21 protein-coding genes and 5 tRNA genes are annotated in these 25,643 nt (G+C 39.3%); 1 reads left to right on the forward strand and 25 read right to left on the reverse strand.

Going from position 1 to position 25,643, the window contains the following annotated elements:
* Nucleotides 1–566: thrombospondin type 3 repeat-containing protein (locus MWU84_RS14975; protein ID WP_246902828.1), on the reverse strand; the 566-nt coding region annotated here is incomplete at its 3' end.
* Nucleotides 567–1,183: 617 nt separating this feature from the next.
* Between MWU84_RS14975 and MWU84_RS14980 the strand changes: the two genes are divergently transcribed.
* The gene (locus MWU84_RS14980; protein ID WP_246902829.1) at nucleotides 1,184–2,773 is read left to right on the forward strand and encodes a peptide chain release factor 3; all 1,590 of its coding nucleotides are present in this window, start codon (nucleotides 1,184–1,186) and stop codon (nucleotides 2,771–2,773) included.
* A 62-nt stretch (nucleotides 2,774–2,835) separates the two neighbouring features.
* On the opposite strand, the gene MWU84_RS14985 is transcribed toward MWU84_RS14980, so the two are convergent.
* The 24 genes from MWU84_RS14985 to MWU84_RS15100 form a co-directional block, all read right to left on the reverse strand.
* A complete protein-coding gene (locus tag MWU84_RS14985) occupies nucleotides 2,836–3,147 on the reverse strand; it encodes a DUF3467 domain-containing protein (protein WP_072863284.1) in 312 nt (103 codons plus the stop codon).
* 113 nt (nucleotides 3,148–3,260) lie between these two features.
* Nucleotides 3,261–7,559, reverse strand: coding sequence for a DNA-directed RNA polymerase subunit beta' (gene rpoC, locus MWU84_RS14990; protein WP_246902831.1), 4,299 nt, complete (start codon nucleotides 7,557–7,559; stop codon nucleotides 3,261–3,263).
* Between the two features lie 62 nt (nucleotides 7,560–7,621).
* Nucleotides 7,622–11,431 carry a DNA-directed RNA polymerase subunit beta gene (rpoB, locus tag MWU84_RS14995; protein WP_246902833.1) on the reverse strand — a complete coding sequence of 1,270 codons (3,810 nt, stop codon included), beginning with the start codon at nucleotides 11,429–11,431 and terminating at the stop codon, nucleotides 7,622–7,624.
* A gap of 136 nt (nucleotides 11,432–11,567) precedes the next feature.
* On the reverse strand, nucleotides 11,568–11,948 hold the full coding sequence (gene rplL, locus MWU84_RS15000; RefSeq protein ID WP_246902835.1) for a 50S ribosomal protein L7/L12: 381 nt from the start codon (nucleotides 11,946–11,948) through the stop codon (nucleotides 11,568–11,570).
* Between the two features lie 53 nt (nucleotides 11,949–12,001).
* Nucleotides 12,002–12,517 carry a 50S ribosomal protein L10 gene (gene rplJ, locus MWU84_RS15005; RefSeq protein ID WP_103477258.1) on the reverse strand — a complete coding sequence of 172 codons (516 nt, stop codon included), beginning with the start codon at nucleotides 12,515–12,517 and terminating at the stop codon, nucleotides 12,002–12,004.
* 22 nt (nucleotides 12,518–12,539) lie between these two features.
* Nucleotides 12,540–13,229: a 50S ribosomal protein L1 gene (gene rplA, locus MWU84_RS15010; protein WP_246902850.1), complete on the reverse strand. Its 690-nt coding sequence runs from the start codon at nucleotides 13,227–13,229 to the stop codon at nucleotides 12,540–12,542.
* Nucleotides 13,230–13,249: 20 nt separating this feature from the next.
* Nucleotides 13,250–13,687 (reverse strand): 50S ribosomal protein L11, encoded by a 438-nt coding sequence (gene rplK, locus MWU84_RS15015; RefSeq protein ID WP_031444830.1) that lies wholly within the window; start codon nucleotides 13,685–13,687, stop codon nucleotides 13,250–13,252.
* 69 nt (nucleotides 13,688–13,756) lie between these two features.
* Nucleotides 13,757–14,308, reverse strand: a complete 552-nt coding sequence (gene nusG / locus MWU84_RS15020; protein WP_072863294.1) for a transcription termination/antitermination protein NusG — start codon at nucleotides 14,306–14,308, stop codon at nucleotides 13,757–13,759.
* Between the two features lie 10 nt (nucleotides 14,309–14,318).
* On the reverse strand, nucleotides 14,319–14,507 hold the full coding sequence (secE, locus tag MWU84_RS15025) for a preprotein translocase subunit SecE (protein ID WP_215948750.1): 189 nt from the start codon (nucleotides 14,505–14,507) through the stop codon (nucleotides 14,319–14,321).
* Nucleotides 14,508–14,600: 93 nt separating this feature from the next.
* Nucleotides 14,601–14,673 (reverse strand) — tRNA-Trp (locus MWU84_RS15030).
* A gap of 70 nt (nucleotides 14,674–14,743) precedes the next feature.
* Nucleotides 14,744–15,931: an elongation factor Tu gene (tuf, locus tag MWU84_RS15035; RefSeq protein ID WP_246902853.1), complete on the reverse strand. Its 1,188-nt coding sequence runs from the start codon at nucleotides 15,929–15,931 to the stop codon at nucleotides 14,744–14,746.
* Nucleotides 15,932–15,985: 54 nt separating this feature from the next.
* A tRNA-Thr gene (locus MWU84_RS15040) sits at nucleotides 15,986–16,057 on the reverse strand.
* Nucleotides 16,058–16,234: 177 nt separating this feature from the next.
* A tRNA-Gly gene (locus tag MWU84_RS15045) sits at nucleotides 16,235–16,307 on the reverse strand.
* Nucleotides 16,308–16,399: 92 nt separating this feature from the next.
* Nucleotides 16,400–16,481 (reverse strand) — tRNA-Tyr (locus tag MWU84_RS15050).
* A gap of 162 nt (nucleotides 16,482–16,643) precedes the next feature.
* Nucleotides 16,644–16,717: transfer RNA gene (locus MWU84_RS15055), tRNA-Thr, on the reverse strand.
* Between the two features lie 98 nt (nucleotides 16,718–16,815).
* Complete coding sequence (gene raiA / locus MWU84_RS15060; protein ID WP_031444834.1) at nucleotides 16,816–17,118, reverse strand: ribosome-associated translation inhibitor RaiA; 303 nt, start codon at nucleotides 17,116–17,118, stop codon at nucleotides 16,816–16,818.
* 48 nt (nucleotides 17,119–17,166) lie between these two features.
* Nucleotides 17,167–18,057: a tyrosine-type recombinase/integrase gene (locus MWU84_RS15065; protein WP_246902855.1), complete on the reverse strand. Its 891-nt coding sequence runs from the start codon at nucleotides 18,055–18,057 to the stop codon at nucleotides 17,167–17,169.
* A gap of 99 nt (nucleotides 18,058–18,156) precedes the next feature.
* The gene (gene rpsU, locus MWU84_RS15070) at nucleotides 18,157–18,351 is read right to left on the reverse strand and encodes a 30S ribosomal protein S21 (RefSeq protein WP_031444836.1); all 195 of its coding nucleotides are present in this window, start codon (nucleotides 18,349–18,351) and stop codon (nucleotides 18,157–18,159) included.
* Nucleotides 18,352–18,419: 68 nt separating this feature from the next.
* On the reverse strand, nucleotides 18,420–19,559 hold the full coding sequence (locus MWU84_RS15075) for an acyl-CoA dehydrogenase family protein (RefSeq protein ID WP_246903123.1): 1,140 nt from the start codon (nucleotides 19,557–19,559) through the stop codon (nucleotides 18,420–18,422).
* A 38-nt stretch (nucleotides 19,560–19,597) separates the two neighbouring features.
* Nucleotides 19,598–20,509, reverse strand: coding sequence for a helix-hairpin-helix domain-containing protein (locus tag MWU84_RS15080; RefSeq protein WP_246902858.1), 912 nt, complete (start codon nucleotides 20,507–20,509; stop codon nucleotides 19,598–19,600).
* A gap of 364 nt (nucleotides 20,510–20,873) precedes the next feature.
* Nucleotides 20,874–22,940 (reverse strand): amino acid carrier protein, encoded by a 2,067-nt coding sequence (locus tag MWU84_RS15085; RefSeq protein WP_246902860.1) that lies wholly within the window; start codon nucleotides 22,938–22,940, stop codon nucleotides 20,874–20,876.
* 98 nt (nucleotides 22,941–23,038) lie between these two features.
* A complete protein-coding gene (locus tag MWU84_RS15090) occupies nucleotides 23,039–24,046 on the reverse strand; it encodes a potassium channel protein (protein WP_246902862.1) in 1,008 nt (335 codons plus the stop codon).
* Between the two features lie 2 nt (nucleotides 24,047–24,048).
* Nucleotides 24,049–24,276, reverse strand: a complete 228-nt coding sequence (locus MWU84_RS15095; protein WP_110356670.1) for a PspC domain-containing protein — start codon at nucleotides 24,274–24,276, stop codon at nucleotides 24,049–24,051.
* Nucleotides 24,277–24,285: 9 nt separating this feature from the next.
* Complete coding sequence (locus MWU84_RS15100) at nucleotides 24,286–25,569, reverse strand: DUF2851 family protein (protein WP_246902863.1); 1,284 nt, start codon at nucleotides 25,567–25,569, stop codon at nucleotides 24,286–24,288.
* Between the last annotated feature and the right edge of the window lie 74 nt (nucleotides 25,570–25,643).

Here is a 25,643-nt window from a genome sequence, read left to right on the forward strand (position 1 = left end):
GTAACACCATCACCGTCACAGTCTGCATTCTTCCATTCCGTGGACGGGCTACAGTTTTGATGTGCCAAGACAAAATCGCAGGGATCCAAAGGATCAGTACCGTCTTCTTTCTCTTTTTCGTTGGTTACACCGTCACCGTCACAATCAGCATTTTTCCAATTAGATGAAGGCGCGCAGTTTTGATGGGCCAAAATAAAATCGCATGGATTATTTGGATCTGTACCGTCCTCATGTTCTTTATCATTGGTCACTCCGTCCCCATCACTATCCGTTGGAGGAACGGCCTTGGTGTATGTCTCAAAAATTTCGGTCTTTAAAACTGTTGTATTTTTTGCATAAAGGAAATTAACAGAAAAAGGGCTCCAATAAAACATTTGCAAATGGCCTTCCACCTTCGAAGATATGTCCACATTATAACCAACAGTGAATATTCCATCCAATTTAGAAGAAACATTTTTGGGTACATCCGCATAAGAAGACATATTTCCAAAAAAACAAAAGACAGCGATAAGCAAAATATTGGGAAACCATTTTTTCCTATATTTCACAAAAGTAATATTCTCCATAAATGATAGTTTTATATCAACTGATCACCATGGCACAATAGGTAAAAAATAAATGTAAGAAGTTGGGGCCAACTCCAATATTACATGCAAGATATATCTAAAAAATCAATACTCATAAGGTTTTTAAGCCATAAATTATATAAAATCTGCCAATAACCGTATTACTCGACAAAGTGTTAAAAAATCACAAAACCGACCTTGGACAAATTCAGTAAATCACGTAAAAATCGTTTGTCAATTAGTATTTTATTGTAGGTTTTTTCGTAGGAAAAAAGTAAGCAAAAGGTGTGTTTTATTGCAATATCAAACGAATATTTTATAATTAACGACTAAAATTATCCTGCCTTAAAACCGGAAAAAAAGTTTACTTAAATTTTGGATCCTCCCAAAAAATCTAAATAACAATTTACCAACCACAAAAAGTATAATACAACGAAGGCAAACCTAAACAAACCTCAAAAGAAAAATCCCAATAAGTCGACCAAAACCTAAGAAATAATATAATACCCCAATCAAATCTGAAATATCCATCAATTAATATTTCTTTACAGTATTTACCGGCATATGCTGGTTAAAAAAAATTAATTTGACTTATTTTTGCCGAAATCAAATAATCAATGAGTTTTAGGGAACAAATTGAAAGAAGAAGGACTTTCGGTATCATATCACATCCCGATGCGGGAAAAACAACACTAACAGAAAAACTACTGCTTTTCGGGGGTGCCATTCAGGAAGCGGGAGCCGTGAAAAACAATAAGATAAAGAAAACTGCTACCAGTGACTTTATGGAGATTGAAAAACAAAGGGGTATTTCTGTAGCTACCTCTGTTCTTGCCTTTATTTACAGAGACAAAAAAATAAATATCCTGGATACTCCTGGTCACAAGGATTTTGCGGAAGATACTTTTAGAACCTTGACCGCCGTTGACAGCGTTATAGTTGTTGTTGATGTTGCAAAAGGTGTGGAAGAGCAAACAGAAAAATTGGTAGAAGTTTGTAGAATGCGAAACATTCCAATGATTGTATTCATCAACAAATTGGACCGGGAAGGTAAGGACGCTTTCGATTTGTTGGATGAGGTAGAACAGAAATTAGGTCTTTCTGTAACCCCTTTAAGTTTCCCCATAGGCATGGGTTATGATTTCAAAGGAATCTATAATATTTACGAAAAAAACATCAACCTTTTTAGTGGGGACAGCAAAAAGAATATTGAGGACACTATTGCTTTTGATGATATAAACAACCCACAACTTGAAAAAATCATAGGCGCAAAAGCAGCTTCAGAACTTAGGGACAATTTAGAGTTGGTAAACGGAGTATACCCCCCATTTGACAAGGAAAGCTACCTAAAGGGAACACAACAACCAGTATTTTTTGGTTCTGCCCTCAATAATTTTGGGGTAAGGGAATTATTAGATTGTTTTATAGATATTGCTCCCTCACCACGGCCCAAAATGGCTGAAGAACGCTTGGTACAAGCCAATGAAAAAGAGTTAACGGGATTTGTATTTAAGATACACGCCAATATGGATCCAAAGCACAGGGATCGTCTCGCATTCATAAAAATTGTTTCCGGAACTTTTGAAAGAAACAAACCGTATTTACACGTTAGGCAAAACAAAAAATTAAAATTCTCCAGTCCCAATGCATTTTTCGCCGAGAAGAAAGAAATTGTGGATATTTCCTATCCTGGGGATATAGTTGGTTTACATGACACCGGAAATTTTAAAATTGGAGATACCTTGACGGAAGGCGAAATTTTGCACTACAAAGGAATTCCTAGTTTTTCTCCAGAGCATTTTAGGTATATCAATAATGCCGATCCCATGAAGGCCAAACAGCTGAACAAAGGTATTGATCAATTGATGGATGAAGGGGTTGCCCAGTTATTCACCCTTGAAATGAACAATAGAAAGATTATAGGGACGGTAGGCGCCCTACAGTTTGAAGTAATACAATACCGTTTGGAGCATGAATATGGTGCAAAATGTACTTATGAAAATTTCCCGGTTTACAAAGCCTGTTGGGTAGATCCAAAAGACAAGAACAGCGAGGAGTTCAAAGAATTTAAGCGCGTAAAGCAGAAGTTTTTGGCCATGGACAAGAGAAAACAACTGGTTTTTCTTGCGGATTCCCAATTTTCATTGCAAATGACACAGCAAAAATACCCCAATGTAAAACTTCATTTTACTTCCGAATTCGACTAAATGAAAACTCGATACCCATAAAACTAAAAAACCTTCTGTATTCACAGAAGGTTTTTTAATTATTAAGCCTCACCCGTTGGACCAAAATTCAATGGAATTGGGGGCTGCTCATAATCCTTTATGGTACCATGGGCTTTTTCAAAGCGACTAACATTATCGCCTAGCGCCTTTAAGAATTTCTTGGCATGCTGTGGGGTAAGTACAATTCTACTTTTAACCTTTGCCTTGGGAGCCCCGGGCATCATACTAATAAAATCTACTACAAACTCCGAAACAGAATGATTGATTATTGCTAGGTTGGAATATATACCCTCAGCCGTCTTTTCATCCAATTCTATATTGATCTGTTTTTGGTTTTGATCTTTATCACTCATTATAAAAAATGATTATCTATTACTATTTAACTAAACGGCAATGTACAAAGAACAATTTAATTGCCAATTGTCCAAAAAAAAACCTCGGTGAATAACACCGAGGTTTTGATTATTTAGAATTTCAATTCCTCTTTTCGGGCCATGATTTCATCGTATTCCTCTTTGGAACCTACAATGATATTTTCATAATCCCTCATTCCCGTTCCTGCTGGTATTTTATGTCCAACAATTACGTTTTCTTTCAATCCTTCCAGAGTATCTACCTTACCGCTTACCGCAGCCTCGTTAAGTACTTTGGTCGTCTCTTGGAACGATGCGGCCGAGATAAATGATTTCGTCTGTAAGGAAGCACGTGTAATTCCTTGTAGGATAGGTGTGGCAGTTGCAGCCACAGCATCCCTGGCAGTAACCAAATTCTTATCATTTCTTTTAAGAATCGAGTTTTCATCCCTTAATTCACGAGCACTTACAATCTGGCCTGGTTTTAAGTTTTCGGATTCCCCGGCATCCTCTACTACTTTCTGTCCAAAAATCTCATCGTTCTCTTGGATGAAATCATCCTTGTGAACCAACTGATTTTCTAAGAAGATAGTATCTCCCGGATCCTCAATACGCACTTTACGCATCATTTGGCGAACCACTACCTCAAAGTGCTTATCATTGATCTTCACCCCTTGTAAACGATATACTTCCTGAACTTCGTTCACCAAGTACTGTTGTACAGCTGAAGGTCCTTTGATGGCCAAAATATCCTCAGGAGTAATAGATCCATCGGATAATGGCATCCCGGCACGTACGTAATCATTTTCTTGAACAAGAATTTGATTAGACAATTTAACCAAGTATTTCTTAACCTCACCCAATTTGGATTCAATGATAATCTCGCGGTTACCTCTCTTTATCTTACCAAAGGAAACAACACCGTCAATCTCGGAAACAACAGCAGGGTTGGATGGGTTACGCGCTTCGAACAATTCGGTAACTCTTGGAAGACCACCCGTAATATCCCCAGCCTTAGCTGATTTACGTGGTATCTTGACCAAGATCTTACCTTCACTGATCTTGTCACCATTATCCACCATAATGTGCGAACCAACCGGAAGGTTATAAGAACGCAACACCTCATCCTTATTGTTCTTGATCAATAAAGTCGGTATTAATTTCTTGTTCCTAGATTCAGAAATTACTTTTTCTTGGAATCCGGTCTGTTCATCAATTTCAACCTGATAGGTAACACCTTGTTCTATGTTCTCGTATGCGATCTGTCCCGGGAATTCTGAAACAATAACCCCGTTATATGGATCCCAAGAACAAATAACCTTACCTTTTTCGACTTTTTCGCCATTCTTAATGAACAACTGTGAACCGTAAGGAATGTTATTGGTACTTAGGGTTATTCCCGTCTTAGCATCAACAATCTTAATTTCTGATGTCCTAGAGATTACTATATCTGATTTTTTACCTTCTCCATCTTGACTGGAAACTGTCCTTAAATCCTCAATTTCAGCAATTCCAGCAAATCTAGCCTCCAATTTGTTTTCTTCAGAGATGTTACCGGCAATACCTCCCACGTGGAAAGTACGCAATGTCAACTGTGTACCTGGCTCACCGATCGACTGTGCAGCTACTACACCAACAGCCTCACCACGCTGAACCATTTTATTGGTAGACAAGTTTCTTCCATAACATTTACCACAAATACCTTTCTGGGCTTCACATGTCAAGGCAGAACGTACCTCTACTTTTTCAACAGGGGATGCCTCTATCTTCTTGACATCGGATTCCATAATTTCTTGACCTGCCTTTAAAAGCAATTCTTCCGAAATAGGATCATAAACATCATGTAACGAAACCCTACCAAGAATACGCTCCCCTAAAGTCTCGACAATCTCTTCATTTTTCTTGAGTGCCTCTACCTGAACCCCTCTCAGCGTTTCACAATCCTCAATATTGATAATAACATCTTGGGAAACATCTACCAAACGACGCGTTAGATAACCCGCATCTGCAGTTTTCAAGGCCGTATCCGCAAGACCTTTACGTGCACCGTGAGTAGATATAAAGTATTCAAGAATGGATAGACCCTCTTTAAAGTTGGACAAAATAGGATTTTCAATAATTTCCCCACCACCAGCTGTAGATTTCTTAGGCTTCGCCATCAATCCACGCATACCGGTCAGCTGACGAATCTGCTCCTTGGAACCCCTTGCTCCAGAATCCAACATCATATACACAGAGTTAAATCCTTGCTGATCTTCACGAATACGCTTCATTGCCAATTCTGTCAACATGGCATTGGTAGAGGTCCAAACGTCAATAACCTGATTGTAACGTTCGTTATTGGTAATAAGCCCCATGTTATAGTTGGCCATAATACCATCTACCTGCGTATTGGCATCGGCAATCATTTCATGCTTCTCTGGCGGAATAATAATATCTCCCAAGCTAAAGGACAATCCACCTTTAAAAGCGAATTCATATCCCATAGTCTTAATCTTATCCAAGAACTCCGCTGTTGTTGGCACATCAGTAACACTTAAAATATTACCAATAATATCCCTTAGCGATTTCTTGTTCAAAACCTCATTGATGTAACCGGCCTGTTCTGGAACTACCATGTTAAACAATACCCTACCGACTGTTGTTGGTATGATCTGATTAACCAATTCACCAGCTTCATTAAAATCTTTTGCACGTACCTTAATACCCGCGTTAAGTTCCAGTTTACCTTCATTAAAGGCAATTACCACCTCTTCATAAGAATAGAAAGTAAGTCCTTCTCCTTTAACCACTAACTCTGGGGTAGACTTCTTTTCTTTGGTCATATAATATAGACCCAAGACCATATCCTGAGAAGGTACGGTAATAGGCGAACCATTTGCAGGGTTCAGGATATTATGTGATGCCAACATTAAAAGTTGTGCCTCCAAAATAGCCTCAGGTCCCAAAGGCAAATGAACTGCCATTTGATCCCCATCAAAATCCGCGTTAAATGCAGTACAAACCAGAGGGTGCAAACGTATAGCCTTACCTTCTATAAGTTTTGGCTGGAATGCTTGAATACCTAGTCTGTGCAATGTAGGAGCACGGTTCAACAATACTGGATGTCCTTTTAAAACATTTTCAAGAATATCCCAAACTACCGGCTCTTTCTTATCTATAATCTTCTTAGCAGATTTCACCGTTTTTACAATACCCCTTTCAATCAACTTACGGATTACAAATGGCTTGTAAAGTTCGGCTGCCATATCTTTTGGCAGACCGCATTCAAACAACTGCATTTCCGGCCCAACGACGATTACGGAACGAGCGGAATAATCCACACGTTTACCCAAAAGGTTCTGACGGAAACGACCTTGCTTTCCTTTCAATGAATCTGAAAGTGACTTAAGCGGCCTATTGGATTCAGTTTTAACTGCAGATGCCTTACGCGTGTTATCGAATAAAGAATCCACTGCCTCTTGAAGCATACGCTTCTCATTTCTAAGAATAACTTCTGGCGCCTTGATCTCTACCAATCTCTTAAGACGGTTGTTTCTAATGATAACCCTTCTGTAAAGATCGTTCAGATCCGAAGTTGCAAAACGACCACCATCCAATGGTACCAATGGACGTAATTCAGGTGGAATAACAGGGATTACCTTCATGATCATCCAATCCGGTCTGTTCTCCCTATTTTCCTGTGATTCCCTCAAAGCTTCAACTACTTGAAGTCTTTTTAAGGCCTCGGTCTTACGTTGTTTGGAAGTTTCGGTATTCGCCTTATGTCTTAATTCATAAGACAATTGGCTCAAGTCTATTCTAGCCAAAAGATCAATAAGACATTCCGCACCCATTTTAGCGATAAACTTATTTGGGTCGGAATCTTCCAAGTATTGATTCTCTTGTGGAATGGACTCCAATATATTTAAATACTCCTCTTCGCTCAAGAAATCCATTTTTTGGATTTCCTCACCGTCCGGTCCTTTGGCAATACCTGGCTGAATTACTACATAACGCTCGTAGTAAATTATCATATCCAATTTCTTGGAAGGTAAACCTAAAAGGTAACCAATTTTATTGGGCAGGGAGCGGAAATACCAGATATGGGCAACAGGAACTACCAAATTAATGTGTCCTACCCTATCTCTACGTACCTTTTTCTCCGTTACTTCTACCCCACAACGATCACAAACAATCCCACGGTAACGGATTCTTTTATACTTTCCACAGGCACACTCGTAATCCTTTACAGGACCAAAAATACGCTCACAAAATAGACCATCCCGCTCAGGTTTGTGCGTTCTATAGTTAATAGTTTCAGGTTTTAAAACCTCACCTCTTGACTCTGCCAAAATAGCTTCTGGAGATGCCAAACCGATTGAAATTTTATCGAACCTTTTAATGGTATTATTATCTTTTAGTCTAGCCATAACTATATTCTGATACTAATTTAATTCTTGTTATTAGGAATAGTGTTCAAAACCAATCCTTGTTATTCTTCCAATCTAATATCCAAACCTAATCCCTTAAGTTCGTGCATTAATACGTTGAAAGATTCTGGCAAACCAGGTTCTGGCATGGTCTCTCCTTTTACGATAGACTCATACGTTTTAGCCCTACCTATAACATCATCCGATTTAACGGTCAATATTTCACGTAGAGTAGCTGAGGCACCATATGCTTCCAGCGCCCAAACTTCCATCTCTCCAAAACGCTGTCCACCAAATTGTGCTTTACCGCCCAATGGCTGCTGCGTAATAAGTGAGTATGGTCCAATTGAACGAGCGTGCATCTTATCATCTACCATATGTCCTAATTTCAACATATAGATAACCCCAACTGTCGCCGGCTGATCAAAACGCTGACCCGTACCACCATCGTGAAGATAGGTATGTCCAAATCTTGGGATTCCAGCTTCATCGGTATAGGCATTGATTTCTTCCAAGGTAGCACCGTCAAAAATTGGGGTCGCATATTTCTTCCCTAATTTTAAACCAGCCCATCCTAAAACAGTTTCATATATCTGTCCAATGTTCATACGGGAAGGTACCCCCAACGGATTCAATACGATATCCACAGGCGTTCCGTCCTCTAGGAACGGCATGTCCTCATGACGTACAATTCTGGAAACGATACCTTTGTTTCCGTGACGACCTGCCATTTTATCACCAACCTTAAGTTTACGCTTTTTAGCAATATAAACTTTGGCCAATTTCATAATACCGGCAGGCAATTCATCTCCTACAGAAATAGTGAACTTATCTCTTCTTAGGTTACCTTGAAGATCGTTCAATTTTATCTTATAGTTGTGCAAAAGATCGGTTACCATGGTATTGCTTTCCTTATCCGTTGTCCAACTTCCTCCAACCAAATGGGCGAAATCGTCAACTGCGTTCAACATTTTCATGGTATACTTCTTTCCTTTTGGCAGCACTTCTTCGCCAAGGTCGTTCAATACCCCTTGTGAAGTTTTACCGTTGACCAATGTAAATAGCTTTTCGACCAATACATCTTTCAATTGTTGGAATTTTACTTCGTATTCCAATTCCAATTTGGAAAGCTCTTCCTTGTCCTCGGAACGTTTACGCTTATCTTTTACAGATCTTGAGAACAATTTCTTATCAATAACAACCCCTCTAAGTGATGGGGATGCCTTTAGTGATGCATCTTTTACGTCACCAGCTTTGTCACCAAAAATAGCTCGTAATAATTTTTCTTCCGGAGTAGGATCTGACTCACCTTTGGGAGTGATCTTACCTATCAAAATATCTCCAGGCTTAACTTCCGCTCCAATACGGATCATTCCGTATTCATCCAAATCCTTGGTTGCTTCTTCAGAAACGTTGGGGATATCATTGGTCAACTCTTCAGCTCCCAATTTGGTATCCCTTACCTCCAAGGCGTACTCATCAACGTGGATAGACGTAAAGATGTCCTCACGAACCACTTTTTCAGAAATTACGATCGCATCCTCAAAGTTATAACCTTTCCATGGCATAAAAGCCACAACCAAGTTTCTACCTAAGGCCAGTTCACCACTTTCCGTTGCATAACCTTCACAAAGCACCTGACCCTTTTTAACCTTGTAACCCTTTTTAACAATAGGCTTAAGGTTAATACTGGTCCCTTGGTTTGTTTTTCTAAATTTTACCAATTCATAAGTCTTGGAATCTTCTTCGAAGCTCACCAATCTTTGCTCTTCGGTACGGTCGTATTTAATAGTGATTTTTTGGGAATCAACATATTCTATAACCCCATCTCCTTCAGCATTGATCAATACCCTTGAATCTGACGCCACTTGACGCTCCAAACCTGTACCTACAATAGGTGATTCCGGCTTCAATAATGGAACTGCCTGACGCATCATGTTAGATCCCATCAAGGCCCTGTTGGCATCATCATGTTCCAAAAATGGAATCAAAGATGCCGAAATAGACGCTATCTGGTTTGGCGCAACATCGGTATAATGAATTTCCGCAGGATCTACTACAGGAAAATCACCTTCTTCCCTTGCAATTACCTTTTCAGCCGTAATTGATCCTTTTTCATCCATAGGAATGTTTGCCTGGGCAATTTTCATTCCTTCTTCCTCTTCTGCACTTAGATAGGTGAAATCTTCAATGTTCACCGCACCGTTCTCTACCTTGCGATATGGTGTTTCCAAGAAGCCCATTGGGTTTACCTTGGCAAATACCGAAAGTGAGGATATTAGTCCAATGTTCGGTCCTTCTGGAGTTTCAATAGGACAAAGTCTACCGTAGTGCGTATAGTGGACGTCACGTACCTCAAACCCTGCTCTTTCCCTTGAAAGACCACCTGGTCCCAATGCTGACAATCTTCTCTTGTGCGTAATCTCGGCCAATGGATTTGTTTGATCCATGAACTGCGATAACTGGTTAGTACCAAAGAAAGAGTTGATTACCGAAGACAAAGTCTTGGCATTGATCAAATCTATCGGGGTAAACACCTCGTTATCACGTACGTTCATACGCTCGCGAATTGTTCTGGCCATACGGGCCAGACCAACACCGAATTGCTGGGATAATTGCTCACCAACAGTCCTTACCCTACGGTTGGAAAGGTGGTCAATATCATCGATCTCAGCTTTTGAATTGATCAACTCGATCAAATATTTTATAATGGTAATGATATCTTCCTTGGTCAAGACCTGCTTGTCCATCCCAATATCCAATCCCAATTTTTTGTTCATTCTATAACGCCCAACCTCTCCAAGGTTATAACGCTGATCGGAGAAAAACAATTTGTCTATAATTCCACGTGCCGTTTCCTCATCTGGCGGTTCAGCATTACGCAATTGACGATAAATATGTTCAACAGCTTCCTTTTCAGAGTTGGTAGGATCCTTTTGAAGGGTATTATGGATAATGGCATAATCGCTTTGTGCATTATTCTCTTTATGCAATAGAATAGTTTTCACATCTGCTTCCAATATCTCATTTATATGATCCTTTTCCAAAATAGTGTCACGGTCCAGGATAATCTCATTTCTCTCAATAGATACCACTTCACCGGTATCCTCATCCACAAAATCCTCATGCCATGTATTCAATACTCTTGCTGCCAATTTACGGCCCAAGACTTTTTTCAATCCGGCATTGGAAACTTTAACCTCTTCCGAAAGGTCGAATATCTCCAAAATATCCTTGTCCCTTTCAAAACCAATGGCTCTGAACAAAGTAGTAACCGGTAATTTTTTCTTTCTATCAATATAGGCGTACATTACACCATTGATATCTGTTGCAAATTCTATCCAAGAACCTTTAAAAGGAATTACTCTGGCAGAATATAATTTAGTTCCGTTAGCATGGAAGGATTGACCAAAGAAAACCCCAGGTGAACGGTGCAATTGGGAAACAACAACACGTTCCGCGCCATTGATCACGAAGGTACCACTAGGAGTCATATAAGGAATAGTCCCTAAGTACACATCTTGTACAATAGTCTCAAAATCCTCATGCTCTGGATCCGTACAATATAATTTTAATCTTGCTTTTAATGGAACACTATATGTAAGTCCACGCTCAATACATTCTTGAATGGAATATCTAGGTGGATCAATGAAATAATCTAAAAATTCTAATACGAACTGGTTCCTTGTGTCTGTAATGGGAAAGTTTTCCATGAAGGTGTTGTACAAGCCTTCATTGCCCCTTTCGTCAGATTTAGTTTCAAGTTGAAAAAAATCTTGAAATGATTTAATCTGAATGTCCAAGAAATCCGGATAATTCGGCGTGTTCTTAGCGGATGCGAAACTTATTCTTTCAGTCTGATTTGTGAACATCTATGGACAAAATTTTGATCGTGAATACTATAATTGGGTTGTGTATGCCATTATACACGGTATGTATAAAAAGGCTTAGGTCTAGCCACAAAAAGCGGAAAGACCTAAACCAAAATAATAATGGTTGTCGTTGCTATTATTTAAGCTCAACTTCCGCTCCTGCTTCTTCCAAAGATTTTTTAATTCCTTCAGCTTCGTCTTTAGAAACACCTTCCTTAACGGCTTTTGGCGCGCTATCAACGATGTCCTTAGCATCTTTCAATCCTAAACCAGTTAATTCCTTAACCAATTTAACTACTGCCAATTTAGAAGCACCAGCTGCTTTCAATACAACATCGAACTCTGATTTTTCTTCAGCAGCCTCACCACCTTCAGCAGCACCGCCACCAGCAGCAACAGCAACTGCAGCAGCAGCAGGCTCTATACCATATTCTTCTTTTAATATATTAGCCAACTCATTTACTTCTTTTACTGTAAGGTTAACCAATTGTTCTGCGAAATCTTTTAAATCTGCCATTTTTCTATCGTTTAATAAAATTTTAAAATATAATTGTTTTTAGTGCGTACGTATTATCTTTCTGATAATGTCTTAAGGATTCCAGCAAGTTTACCACCACCAGATTTAAGTCCAGATATAACATTTTTGGCTGGGGATTGTAACAATCCAATAATTTCTCCAACCATTTCTTCTTTAGACTTAATGCTCTCTAAAGCATCCAATTGATCATCACCAACATAAATTGCTTCGGCAATATATGCTCCCTTCAACAAAGGCTTGTTAGACTTTTTTCTAAAAGTCTTGATCAGCTTTGCAGGTGCATTTCCGGTTTCCGAAAACATTAAAGAAGTATTTCCCTTTAATACTGTTGGAAGTTCACCGAAATCCTTATCCGAAGCCTCCATTGCTTTTGCAAGCAAGGTATTTTTAACTACAGCAAGTTTTATATCAGCCTTGTAACAAGCCCTTCTTAAAGCTGAAGTCGTCTCAGCATTTAATCCAGAAATATCGGCTAAATATATAGTGGAGCTATCCCCTAACTGCGCAGTTAAATCTTGTATAACATTTAATTTTTCTTCTCTTGTCATAATAAAAATTTTTAACTACCAGTTAAACTACTTTTGGATCCAATGCAACACTAGGACTCATGGTACTGGACATGTAAACAGTTTTCACATATACCCCTTTGGCCGCAGTTGGCTTCAATTTCATCAATGTATCCAACAGTTCGTTGGCGTTATCTGCAATCTTATCAGCCGAGAAAGAAACTTTCCCTATTGCAGCGTGCACAATTCCTGTTTTATCCACTTTAAAATCAATCTTACCAGCTTTTACTTCTGCAACCGCCTTGGCCACATCCATAGTAACAGTACCTGTCTTTGGATTTGGCATAAGACCTCTTGGCCCCAAGACCCTACCTAAAGGACCTAGCTTACCCATAACACTTGGCATTGTGATGATAACATCAACATCTGTCCAACCGCCTTTAATTTTTTCCAAATATTCGTCCAACCCTACGAAATCAGCTCCAGCCTCTTTAGCCTCCGCTTCTTTGTCCGGTGTTACCAAAGCCAAAACCTTAACATCTTTACCGGTACCGTGGGGAAGTGTAACAACACCACGCACCATTTGATTGGCCTTTCTTGGGTCAACGCCCAAACGTACGGCCAATTCAACCGATGAATCGAATTTTGTATTGGTTATTTCTTTTACTAAAGCAGATGCCTCTTCAACAGAATAGAGTTTGTTCTTATCTATTTTACCGTGGGCTTCTTTTTGCTTCTTTGTTAATTTTGCCATTCTAAATTGCTTTTAAGATTTTAAAAAGGTCTATTGCCTGCAACTTTTAAACCCATAGATCTAGCTGTACCAGCAACCATACTCATTGCGGATTCTACCGTGAAGGCATTTAGATCTACCATTTTGTCTTCAGCGATCAACTTGATCTGATCCCAAGATACACTTGCAACCTTGTTTCTGTTAGGCTCGCCAGATCCTTTTTTAATCTTAGCCGCTTCCATTAATTGAACTGCCGCCGGCGGTGTCTTTACGACGAAGTCGAACGACTTGTCTTTATAAACCGTGATCGCAACTGGCAATACTTTGCCTGGCTTGTCCTGTGTACGCGCATTGAATTGCTTACAGAACTCCATAATGTTGACCCCGGCAGCACCTAAAGCGGGTCCAACCGGTGGCGACGGATTCGCTGCACCTCCCCTAACTTGTAGTTTAACTACTTTACTTACTTCTTTTGCCATTGTTTAAAATTAAATTTAAAAAGTGTTAATTTGGAAGCAACACTTCTTTTATCTATGTAACAGTTCTTATTAAACTTTTTCTACTTGCATATAGCTGAGTTCCAATGGTGTTTTTCTTCCGAAAATTTTCACCATTACCTCCAGCTTGCGCTTTTCTTCATTAATCTTTTCAACGGTACCGTTAAAACCATTGAATGGCCCATCAATAACCTTCACGGTTTCACCAAACACAAATGGTATGGCCACACTATCAGTCTTAACAGCCAATTCATCCACTTTCCCAAGCATTCTATTTACTTCGGATTTTCTCAAAGGAACAGGATCCCCGCCTTTAGTCTCACCCAAAAATCCAATAACATTGGTAATAGAACGGATAATATGAATCATCTCACCTCCAAGGTTAGCTTTGATCATAATATATCCAGGAAAATAAACACGTTCTTTATTTATTTTTTTTCCGTTTCTTATTTGGACTACTTTTTCTGTAGGAACAAGTACTTCTTCCAAATAATCCTCAAAACCCAGCCTAGCGACTTCCGCCTCTATATAGCCTTTAATTTTGTTTTCCTGACCACTTACAGCTCTTACAACATACCACTTCTTATCCAATACTTCTGACATACAGTGCTTCTTAATTGATTATGTTATTGAAATACAGTTGTATCAACTTACCAAACAAACTATCAACACCCCAAGTCGCAAGCGCAAAAATTATGGAAAACACGGCTACGATTACCATCAAGTTGGAAGACTCCGCCCTCGTAGGTAAAGTAACGTTATTCCTAAGTTCGTCTATAGATTCTCTTATATATGTAATCATGCTGCGAAATATTTATTTTCTTAACTATACAACAAGCCCTTAAAAATATACTGACGACATCATCCCTATCAGAAAGTAACCCATTATATCTTGCACGGGCGGAGAGGCTCGAACTCCCGACACCTGGTTTTGGAGACCAGTGCTCTACCAACTGAGCTACACCCGTTTATATTTACATTGAAAGGTATCCCGCTTTAGCAAGACACCCTCAATATAAACAATACTATATTAAAATATTAATCTAATATCTTGGTAACCTGACCTGCACCAACTGTTCTACCACCTTCACGGATCGCAAAACGCAAACCTTCGCTAAGTGCAATTGGAGACAACAAGTCAACAATAATAGTAAGGTTATCACCAGGCATAACCATCTCAACTCCACTAGGAAGATTAATAGTTCCGGTAACATCTGTAGTTCTTACATAGAACTGAGGACGGTAGTTATTATGGAATGGAGTGTGACGTCCACCTTCTTCTTTTTTAAGGATATAAACCTCAGCTTCGAATTTAGCGTGTGGCTTAACAGAACCTGGCTTACAGATTACCATTCCTCTTTTTATTTGAGATTTTTCAATACCTCTCAAAAGGATACCAACGTTATCTCCAGCTTCACCTCTATCCAATATCTTACGGAACATCTCAACTCCAGTAATAGTAGAGTTCAATTTCTCAGCACCCATACCGATGATCTCAACAGGATCTCCTGTATTTGCAACTCCTGTTTCAATACGACCAGTAGCAACAGTACCACGACCTGTAATAGTGAAAACATCTTCAACAGGCATCAAGAAATCTTTATCAACATCTCTCTTAGGCAATTCGATCCAGTTATCAACAGCCTCCATTAATTCCATTACCGTATCAACCCATTTTTGCTCACCGTTAAGGGCTCCCAAAGCTGAACCAGAAATAACAGGACCATTGTCACCGTCATACTCGTAGAAAGAAAGTAATTCCCTTACTTCCATTTCAACCAATTCCAAAAGCTCCTCATCATCAACCATGTCCACTTTGTTCAAGAAAACAACGATTCTTGGAATACCCACCTGACGTCCCAAAAGGATATGCTCGCGAGTCTGTGGCATAGGACCATCAGTAGCAGCAACAACCAATATAGCACCGTCCATTTGAGCAGCACCAGTAACCATGTTCTTTACGTAATCCGCGTGACCTGGACAATCCACGTGAGCATAGTGACGGTTCGCGGTAGAATATTCTACGTGTGAAGTATTAATTGTAATACCTCTTTCCTTTTCTTCAGGAGCGTTATCGATAGAATCGAAACTTCTCATTTCAGAAAGTCCTGCGTTTGCCAATACTGTAGTAATCGCAGCAGTCAATGTAGTTTTACCGTGATCCACGTGTCCAATAGTACCTATATTTAAATGCGGTTTGGAACGATCAAATGTTGCCTTTGCCATGTTTGTTAATTTTAATTCTTAGTTTATATTAGTGTACAAATAATGCCTTAATTGAGCCAATGATGAGATTTGAACTCATGACCTCTTCCTTACCAAGGAAACGCTCTACCCCTGAGCTACACCGGCATCTTTAATTTTAACCATTGGGCCAGGCCCAATCTAAAACTATACCCTATACCCAAAGTCTAAGAGCGTCGACGAAGTTTACCCCCGGCCTCGCTCTGGACAGAATACCAAAATCATGTCCATTTAATTCTAATTGCGCAAAGCCCCATCAAAGGAGCTTTTGCTATTAAAATTTAGAGCGGGAGACCGGGTTCGAACCGGCGACATTCAGCTTGGAAGGCTGACGCTCTACCAACTGAGCTACTCCCGCTTTTATAATTTTTAGGCAAACCTAAAAATTAATTTCATCATTTCAAAAAAAACTTTTTGTATTTTCATACAAAGACCGTTTAAAGCCTTTTGTGGGGAGAGCAGGATTCGAACCTGCGAAGACGTAGTCAGCAGATTTACAGTCTGCCCTCGTTGGCCGCTTGAGTATCTCCCCAAACCATATTTTAAAGAACCTAAGAAAATATAAATTTTCTCGTTTTTTTGAGCTGATAGAGGGACTCCCCTCAACTACGCTCAGGATAAACTTCTCGTCCCGTACGCTTTTCAACCTCTTTCAAAATTTCAAACAAAAATAATACTATTTCTGTTTTTTTTGAGCCGATAGAGGGACTCGAACCCACGACCTGCTGATTACAAATCAGCTGCTCTAGCCAGCTGAGCTACATCGGCTTTTACTTCTTTTTTCCTCAAAAAAAAGTCCGCTATTTCTAACGGACTGCAAATGTAGATATTTATTTATTTAATCAAAACATTTTTTGATAATTTTTTTAAGCATTTAGCCTTATTTTTTCTTTTCGCTTAACCAACTTCCTTTCCAAGGAACTACAAGCCGTATCCACAGCCTCCTCAAAAGACTTACATTGCTTTTTTACCACAAACTTATCTTTAGGTACCAACACCTTGATTTCCACAATTTTATTCTCCTTGGCACTTGTGTTTTCAACCTTGAGATATACATCAGAACTAATTACTTTGTCATAAAACAGTTCCATTTTATTCAATCTTGCCTGAATAAAATCAATAAGCTTTCCGTCTGCAGTGAAATTCACCGATTGTGCATTTACTTTCATAGAATGAAGTTTTAATAGAGTTAAACAATAAAATAGATAACAGTGGTACTATTTCTTATTTCTAGGATGAGCCGAGAAATGTACCTTCTTTAGCTCCGCAATACTGTTATGGGTATAAACTTGCGTTGATGCCAAACTGGAATGACCCAATAATTCCTTTACAGAATTTAAATCCGCACCCTTAATTAGCAAATGTGTGGCAAAGGTATGTCGTAAAATATGCGGACTCTTTTTTACCTTGGCCGACACCAAACTAAAATACTTATTTATAATTCTATAAACAAGTGTTTCATACATTTTATTGCCTTTGGCCGATAGAAAAATATACGCTTCATTCTCTATTACTTTCAACGCATTGCGTTCAAGATTATATTGCAGAAACAATTCCTTGGTAACCTCCAAAAGCGGAATGATCCTTTCCTTGTTTCTCTTCCCCAAAACCTTAATGGTCATAGCTTGATAATCAACATCCTTAACCTTCAGACCTATCAACTCTGCACGTCTCATCCCGGTAGTATACAGTAACTCGATAATTAATTTGTCGCGCTTACCTTCAAAATTATCCTCGAACGGAATTTGGGAAAGCACATCCTCCATCTCTAGCTCTGAAAAAGGAATCTCAATTTTCTTCGACGTTTTAAGGGCTTTGTGTTTTGCCAAGGGATTAACATTAAGGATTCCAACTCCCATGAGAAACTTGTAATATGCCTTTAAGGATGCTATCTTGCGATTTACCGACCTGTTGGAGACCCCAGAATCCACTAGGGCAACGATCCAACTCCTAATCAAACTATAGGACACCTGAACAATATCATCAAGGGCAAACTGCTGTTTGCAAAAATTTTCAAATTCGATTATATCGTTCTGATATGCTTTCGTGGTATGCGGAGAATAGTTCTTCTCCAACGACAGATATGATATAAATGAGGCTATGGACATATTCCAAAGTTACAAAAGATAATACCCACTAAGAATAGGGCACAAAAAAAAGTCCCACAATAAGTGGAACTTTTTAAACTATTATGAATTCAAGTAGATCTAAATTTCTTCTTTATCTCTTAAACCTTGAATATACTGAGCTTTTTGAATCTTAGCTCTGTTCTCAACAGATGGCTTTGTAAACTGCTGACGTTTTCTCAACTGTCGCATTGTACCTGTCTTGTCGAACTTTCGCTTGAAACGCTTTAAAGCTCTATCGATGTTTTCTCCTTCTTTTATTGGTATTATTAACATGGGCAATAACCTCCTCTCTTTTGTGATTAAGGCTGCAAATATATACCTTAAAAACGAATTACAAATAATTATTTTAAAATTTTTCTTGCAATGACTACTTTCTGTATCTCGGTAGTACCTTCTCCAATGGTACACAACTTGGAATCCCTGTAGAATTTTTCAACGGGAAAATCCTTGGTAAACCCATACCCACCATGTATTTGCACTGCCTCATTGGCTGCCCTAACACATACTTCCGAAGCATACATTTTGGCCATAGCTCCCAATTTGGTAACGTTGCGACCTTCATTTTTTAGGAAAGCCGCTTTGTGCAAAAGCAACTCCGATGCTTCAATTTCGGTGGCCATATCAGCAAGTTTAAAGGAAATACCTTGAAACTGACTAATGGGCTTTCCAAACTGCACCCTTTCTTTGGAATATTTCAATGCCGCCTCGTAAGCTCCCTTGGCAAGTCCCAAGGATAGGGCACCTATAGATATCCTACCCCCGTCCAAGATTTTCATAGACTGTACAAATCCTTCCCCTACTCCTCCCAATCTGTTTAAATCCGGAATTTTACAGTTATCAAAGATTAACTCGGCCGTTTCACTGGCCCTCATACCCAGTTTGTTTTCCTTTTTTCCACTGCTAAATCCAGGTGTCCCCTTTTCGACCACAAAGGCAGTCATGCCGTGACTATCCCCTTTCTCACCAGTCCTAACCACGACCACCGCAATATCCCCACTTTTTCCGTGGGTAATGAAATTCTTAGCTCCGTTCAAAATCCAGGAATCACCTTCCTTGATCGCAGTAGTATTCATACCACCGGCATCGGAACCCGTGTTGTGCTCTGTAAGGCCCCAAGCACCGATCCATTCGGCAGTGGCTAATTTAGGAATCCATTTTTTCTTTTGCTCCTCATTCCCGAAACTTAATATATGATTGGTACACAGTGAATTATGTGCTGCAACCGACAGGCCTATAGAGGGGTCTACTTTGGAAATCTCCTCGATAATAGCCACATATTCATGATAACCCAAGCCGGAACCTCCAAGTTCCACAGGCACCAAAACCCCCATAAAACCCATTTCCCCAGCTCTCTTAAAAACCTCCAAAGGAAAGGTTTGGGCCTCATCCCATTCCATTACATAGGGCCTAATATATTGTTCAGCAAACTCCTTGGCAGAGGCAGCCACCATTTGTTGAGTTTCAGAGAAATCAAAACTCATAGTTGAAGGGGTATCAATAACCATTATTAGCAATTTTTTTATAATTGCAAATATAACTCAATTATATCTAATTTTTCGGAAGGGAAATCTTCGATTTCTAATAATTCGTCAAATGAAGATATTCCTCCGTTCGCTTCCCTCAAGGCAACTATTCGTGCTGCCACTTCATATTTTATGTAGACTAGCTTTGAGATACCCCTTGCAGACGCTTGGTTAATATTAATTTTAGACATAGCCGGACTTTCCAAAATTTTGAAGTCTTTCAGAACTCTCGCCACCACCTTAGGCTCCAGGCCATAAACGTGGCCCAATTGCTCTTCTACCAAAAAACCTCCCAATAGGTCCCTAAACTTTACTATGCGGTGGGACAACTTATCCCCTATTCCGTTAACAGCACGTAATTCTTCTGCCGTGGCAGTATTAAGGTCTTTTAACTTGCCCAAATTGAAGGTGTCTGTAGCAGGAATATACCTTACACTACCGGAAGAAGCCGGCTTGTCGCGAACCGCAGAATCCTCCCCTATTTTATGTGTCCACTCGGGAAACTTAAAATAAGGCTGCAGACTTTCCAACAGGGAATCCGATATCAATGTTACCTTTTGAAATTCCTTGGCGGAATTAACATACTGATTTTTAGCCCTAAAAAAATGCAAACGATCTATCTCCTCTGTGGACATTCCCAAAACGTAGCCTTTGTAATCCGATATAAAATTGGGATTAAATGGGTAGACCTGGATTGTATCCTTCTTCAGGGCAAGACTTCTCAGTTCATCAATTTTGGCTTGGTATTCCTCATCTACCCTTAGAGAGTTGACCCTTTCCATTACAGGATACGACTTGACAACAAAAAAAACTATTTGAAAAATAACTATTAGAAGCAGTAAAAAGAAAATCCCACTTCGCTCTTGTTTATTAAACTTAAAGTGGGATTTAAACGATTTTTTGTTCACAACTCAAACTTTTTGCCTTAATAACACCTATACCTTATTCTTATGATGCACCAAGATATGTTGCAATTCCCTACTTCACAAGCAACGCTATAAAAGTGGCCGAATTCAAAATATCACCCTTTCCCCAAGTCTGGGTAAGTTATAATCTAAATATACTAAAAATGTGGCAAACATAAATAGAAGCCCCATCATCTACAACCCAGCAACACCTAGGCTCCCCCTATTTAGTTTCTTTAAGTATTATAGAAAGCGAAATATTGTAAAATAAGGGAGTATTCCGTTATGGGAACAAACAAGAAAATCCCACCTCATTCCTGTTTATGGAATATAAGGTAGGATTTGTGTTTGTTGTCCTAATATTTATTTACGCCTTTCCCTGTTTTCTAAAAAGCGTATTTGCCTTGAGTTTTACCAGATAGTCATCAAGATCTCTTTTCACCTCACCAGACATAAGATAAAGCCCAATAATATTCGGGAAGGACATGGCCAAAATCATCATATCCGAAAAATCCAATACGGCCCCCAAACTCACAGATGCACCAACCACCACAAAAACAAGGAATAACATCTTATATACAAATTCTACTTTTTTACTTTTTCCAAAAAGATAGGTCCAAGCCCGCATCCCATAATAGGACCATGAAATCATAGTTGAAAATGCAAACAGGAACACTGCCAGGGCCAAAACATATGGGAACCAGGAAAGCACACTTCCAAATGCATCCGATGTTAATTGGGCACCGGCCATCCCCTCTACTTCATGCATTCCAGTGAATATTAAAACCAAGGCTGTCAGGGTACAAACCACTACCGTATCTATAAAGGGCTCCAAAAGCGCCACAAAACCTTCTGATGGCGGATGATTTGTCTTCGCCGTACTATGAGCAATTGCAGCGGAACCCACTCCCGCCTCATTGGAAAATGCGGCCCGTTGGAAACCAACGATCAAAACCCCAACAATGCCACCTTTGAGTGCACTGGGACTAAAAGCACCTTCCACTATGGCTGCAAATGCCGGTCCTATATTTTCTATATTGATTATGATTACCGTTAAGGCGGCAAGGATATAAATAGAAGCCATAATAGGAACTACCCTCCCGGTAACATTGGCAATACTGTTTATTCCACCGATAATTACCACACCAACGAGAATTGCCGTAATAATTCCAAACCAAAATCCATTACCCTGTAAGGCTGGGAACTGTCCGGAAAGCTGTTCAAAAGATTGATTGGCCTGAAACATATTTCCTCCTCCAAAAGAGGCCCCCACTGCCAATATGGCAAATAGACTGGCAAGCACTTTTCCAATGCCTTTATAGTTTCTTTTCTCCAGACCGTAGCGCAAATAATTCATTGGTCCTCCAAAAACCCGGCCATCAGGAAGTATATTTCGGTACTTAACCCCTAATGTACACTCCACAAATTTGGAAGACATTCCAAGCAAACCACAAACAATCATCCAAAATGTTGCACCGGCACCTCCCAAGGAAACAGCTACCCCAACACCTGCAATATTCCCAAGTCCGACCGTACCGGAAACGGCTGTAGCCAAGGCTTGAAAATGGGTTACTTGACCAGGAGCATCCGGATCATCATATTTTCCCTTGGCGAGATCAATGGAATGCCTAAAGCCCCTAATATTGATAAAGCCCATTCGCAACGTAAAGAAAACGGCACCCACCACTAACCAGATTACGATAAACGGGATTGCCTTTTGCTGTGGGTCCCCATTGGGATGGGTTATAACCACAGGTTCGTCATATTTCACCTCTGCCAAAATATGCGCTCCTTGTTCTATGACGTGCTCTGAGTTTTCCGAGTTATATATTACTCCACCTTCCTTCGCCAAATACCTTAATTCTCCGTTAACCGATGAAGTTATGGTTACGGTAGTTCCATCATTCTTGGAAATAATTGCAATCTCATCTCCTGCTTTTACTTTTTGCCCTTCAGGCTTCAACCATTCTTTTAAAATAAATTTATCCTGTACATCAGGAGACCATCCGGGAATAGCAATGCGTTTTACATCCGCGTACACCACAGGGTCATAAATCCCGATTGCAGCAAACGGATCCCAAAAAAGAACAGATCCCAAGGCGCTCACGGCAGGGGTCATAACTCCGTTAAAAAATTCGGTAATTGCCTCGGCAGGAACCTTGACTTCCTTGATAACCTGAAGTCCATTTGAATCGGTTATGGCAACCGTGTAAGGCAAACCTTCAACCAGATTAGTTGCTTGATTGGCCGTCAATGGAGTGTTTTGATTACTCCATTTATACCGGTAAGGCGGGGTACCACCGTCAACCTCCAACTTTACAACACCATCATTGATGTTCTTTGAAGGATTGTAAATAGACTCCTTAACAACGAGTTCTTGGGAAAATAAAGCAAACGAAAACAGTAAAAAAATGGAAGATATATATTTCTTCATATGCAGCTTGAAAAGTTTAATTTTTGTTGGTTTAGCTTAAAATATCCCGGCAATATCCTAAAAATAATTAACGGAATCAAATATAATTGTTATTATACTCAATCTATATGGAACATCTCATTTAATTTTTTTATCTGTTCAGGTCTACCCAAGACTATTACTTTCCCCTGTGGCTCCAACTTTAAATCGGCCTCGGGATTAATAATATAATTGCCATTTGGTTCAATGTAACCTATTATAGTACAACCTGTCTTCTTTCTTAAATCCAGATCTCGCAAGGAATGATTATCGATCTGTGCCATAAAATTCTCTATGGTCACCTCTTCCAAATTGGTAGTATGCTCACCCTCAGTTGATAGTTTGTCCATAAAGGTTATTAGGTCGGGTATAACCACTAAGGACGCCATATGGTCTCCTCCTATCTTATCCGGCATAATTACCTTGTCCGCGCCCGCAAGTCTTAATTTCTTTTGGGAAGTTACCTGGGAAGCCCTGCTAATTATAAAGAGATCTTTATTTAACTGTCTGGCCGAGAGGACCACAAATAAGTTTGCGGCATCATCCGGCATAGCGGTAATTAGGAATTGCGCCCTATCTATTCCAGCTTCTATCAAGGTTTCATCTTCATTAGCATCACCTTCAACAAACAGAATCTCCTCTTCAAACTTCTCAATGACTTCCTTATTTTTTTCAATGACTACAAAGGGCCGGTTATAAGCTTTTAATCTTTCCGCTGCCTGATTTCCATTTCGTCCAAAACCACAAATAATTACATGACTGCTTAAACTACTGATTTTGTTTTTCACCTTTTTTTTCTTTAGAATTTGAAGCGCATTACGACTTAAGATATATTCGGTTATTACCGAAATTGCGAATGCAAATATAAATACACTTGTAATAATTAATAGGACAGTAAATATTTTTGCCTCGGCATCCAACGGACGAACCTCTGAAAAACCAACGGTAGTTACCGTAATAATGGTCATATAAAAGGCATCTATCCAAGTATAGTCTGACAAGAACCTATATCCAAATACTCCGAACAACAGGACCATGACCAATAAAGCCAGTGCCAAATACATTCGGGAGCGAAAAAGTCTTATCATATTTAAAGATCAAAAACAGAGGTTCTTTTGGTGTACAACAAGTCTTTTATCCTTAACCAAAAGGCCATAAACAAATAAAGGGCAAATCCAAAGCCCAAGGTAACGAAAGTAAGATATATAAAAGACGTACGGACTACTCTGGTTCGTATGCCCAAACGCTCAGCTATTCGCCTACAAACCTCAAATCCTCTTTTCTGAAAATAATAAAGTACTTTGTAGAAAATGTTCATGCCTTAAAATTAAGGTTTTCTATTTAATAATTGATGGCCCACAGCACATTGTAAACATTTATTTTTTGTACAGTATTCATTGTACAACTGCAATGCGGCCTGACTTTCTTTGGCTGAGGGTAATTGTAATTTAAGCGTTCTAAATTTTGAAATAACCGTATTGCTTTCTGATGTTATCCCGGAAATGATATTAATTAATTCTTCATTTACATCCCTTCCCATATGTTTTGCATAGCTTGATTTTATTGGAAGAACGGTATTGATAATCAATAAATCTACAAACTTCCGAGTAAGCTTCTTGACATATTTTTTGGAGATTTTTCCAAAGGTATAGTGGTTGTCCCAGTATTCGCTTGCAGTAACGTTAAAAACCAAATAAATTTCCTCAACACTCTTGGCATTGATAACCTTGCTAAATAAACTTTGGTGTACTGTATACAAATTGGCCAATTGGGACAGCCTGATAGTAGGAAAATTAGAGGGACGCAATTTAAAAAACTCTGGTTTTTGAATTGGCACGTCCGAGAAATCGTACTTGGCCTTTAAAAAAGCATATTCTCTTTTTAAAGTATCATAATAATTACCCCCAATAGTATCGTCATCCAAAAATCCAGCAAAGCCGTATAGAAGACTTTCCATTTGAAGTGCATTGCCCTGAATTTTACGTACCACTGGGAAAGGCAGCCGATTGGCAATTTCATAAAAGGGCTCCCCATTTATTTTAAGTCCAAAATTTTTGGACAACAGTATAAAGAACACCCTTTCCCAATCATTATTGAATGTGGTTAAAAGTTGGGCCACCAAATCGGTTTTCCTCTCCAAACGCTCAAAATAGAGTACTTCCAACCAATTCTGCACAACAAAATCGCTTATGTTGCTTATCTCACTTCCGCAATTGATAAATGAGCGCTCCTTGTGATAAAACAATTTTTGATACTCCTTTAATATTGTGGATGAAATATAATCCTTCAGCACCAAGGTTGGAATAACAGTATTGTCGGCCCTGAACACCTCACAATCATCCTCCCAAACTACATGGAGTATTACATTTTGGTAATTGGGATCCAGTTCATGATTATGGGCATACCAATCGGAAGAATTAATATGCATTTCCACCGTACCGGCCCACAACTGTCCGTCTATTTGAATCTTAGCATTAAAAAAATCTGGCCCGGATAAAAGATTGTGCGATCCAATATCCAATATTTGAATGTCTTCATTTTTGGAGCCTGTAAGATTCCCCAATTGAAGTTTTTTATACTTCCAAATGAAATGCAAAAGATCTTCCCGCATAATCCAATGTAAAGAAAAAAAGAATACTCCACAAGGTTAACCACAAAGTAAGGAACTTTCTACCAAGAAGTCTT

Origin of the sequence: Arenibacter sp. F20364 (assembly GCF_023015905.1) — a bacterium.
Classification (GTDB): domain Bacteria; phylum Bacteroidota; class Bacteroidia; order Flavobacteriales; family Flavobacteriaceae; genus Arenibacter.

What these genes read in the sequence shown, in the direction of transcription:
- MWU84_RS14980 (WP_246902829.1), top strand. Translation starts at nt 1,184, where the DNA reads ATGAGTTTTAGGGAACAAATTGAAAGAAGAAGGACTTTCGGTATCATA.
- MWU84_RS14985 (WP_072863284.1), bottom strand. Translation starts at nt 3,147, where the DNA reads ATGAGTGATAAAGATCAAAACCAAAAACAGATCAATATAGAATTGGAT.
- rpoC (WP_246902831.1), bottom strand. Translation starts at nt 7,559, where the DNA reads ATGGCTAGACTAAAAGATAATAATACCATTAAAAGGTTCGATAAAATT.
- rpoB (WP_246902833.1), bottom strand. Translation starts at nt 11,431, where the DNA reads ATGTTCACAAATCAGACTGAAAGAATAAGTTTCGCATCCGCTAAGAAC.
- rplL (WP_246902835.1), bottom strand. Translation starts at nt 11,948, where the DNA reads ATGGCAGATTTAAAAGATTTCGCAGAACAATTGGTTAACCTTACAGTA.
- rplJ (WP_103477258.1), bottom strand. Translation starts at nt 12,517, where the DNA reads ATGACAAGAGAAGAAAAATTAAATGTTATACAAGATTTAACTGCGCAG.
- rplA (WP_246902850.1), bottom strand. Translation starts at nt 13,229, where the DNA reads ATGGCAAAATTAACAAAGAAGCAAAAAGAAGCCCACGGTAAAATAGAT.
- rplK (WP_031444830.1), bottom strand. Translation starts at nt 13,687, where the DNA reads ATGGCAAAAGAAGTAAGTAAAGTAGTTAAACTACAAGTTAGGGGAGGT.
- nusG (WP_072863294.1), bottom strand. Translation starts at nt 14,308, where the DNA reads ATGTCAGAAGTATTGGATAAGAAGTGGTATGTTGTAAGAGCTGTAAGT.
- secE (WP_215948750.1), bottom strand. Translation starts at nt 14,507, where the DNA reads ATGATTACATATATAAGAGAATCTATAGACGAACTTAGGAATAACGTT.
- tuf (WP_246902853.1), bottom strand. Translation starts at nt 15,931, where the DNA reads ATGGCAAAGGCAACATTTGATCGTTCCAAACCGCATTTAAATATAGGT.
- raiA (WP_031444834.1), bottom strand. Translation starts at nt 17,118, where the DNA reads ATGAAAGTAAATGCACAATCGGTGAATTTCACTGCAGACGGAAAGCTT.
- MWU84_RS15065 (WP_246902855.1), bottom strand. Translation starts at nt 18,057, where the DNA reads ATGTCCATAGCCTCATTTATATCATATCTGTCGTTGGAGAAGAACTAT.
- rpsU (WP_031444836.1), bottom strand. Translation starts at nt 18,351, where the DNA reads ATGTTAATAATACCAATAAAAGAAGGAGAAAACATCGATAGAGCTTTA.
- MWU84_RS15075 (WP_246903123.1), bottom strand. Translation starts at nt 19,559, where the DNA reads ATGAGTTTTGATTTCTCTGAAACTCAACAAATGGTGGCTGCCTCTGCC.
- MWU84_RS15085 (WP_246902860.1), bottom strand. Translation starts at nt 22,940, where the DNA reads ATGAAGAAATATATATCTTCCATTTTTTTACTGTTTTCGTTTGCTTTA.
- MWU84_RS15090 (WP_246902862.1), bottom strand. Translation starts at nt 24,046, where the DNA reads ATGATAAGACTTTTTCGCTCCCGAATGTATTTGGCACTGGCTTTATTG.
- MWU84_RS15095 (WP_110356670.1), bottom strand. Translation starts at nt 24,276, where the DNA reads ATGAACATTTTCTACAAAGTACTTTATTATTTTCAGAAAAGAGGATTT.
- MWU84_RS15100 (WP_246902863.1), bottom strand. Translation starts at nt 25,569, where the DNA reads ATGCGGGAAGATCTTTTGCATTTCATTTGGAAGTATAAAAAACTTCAA.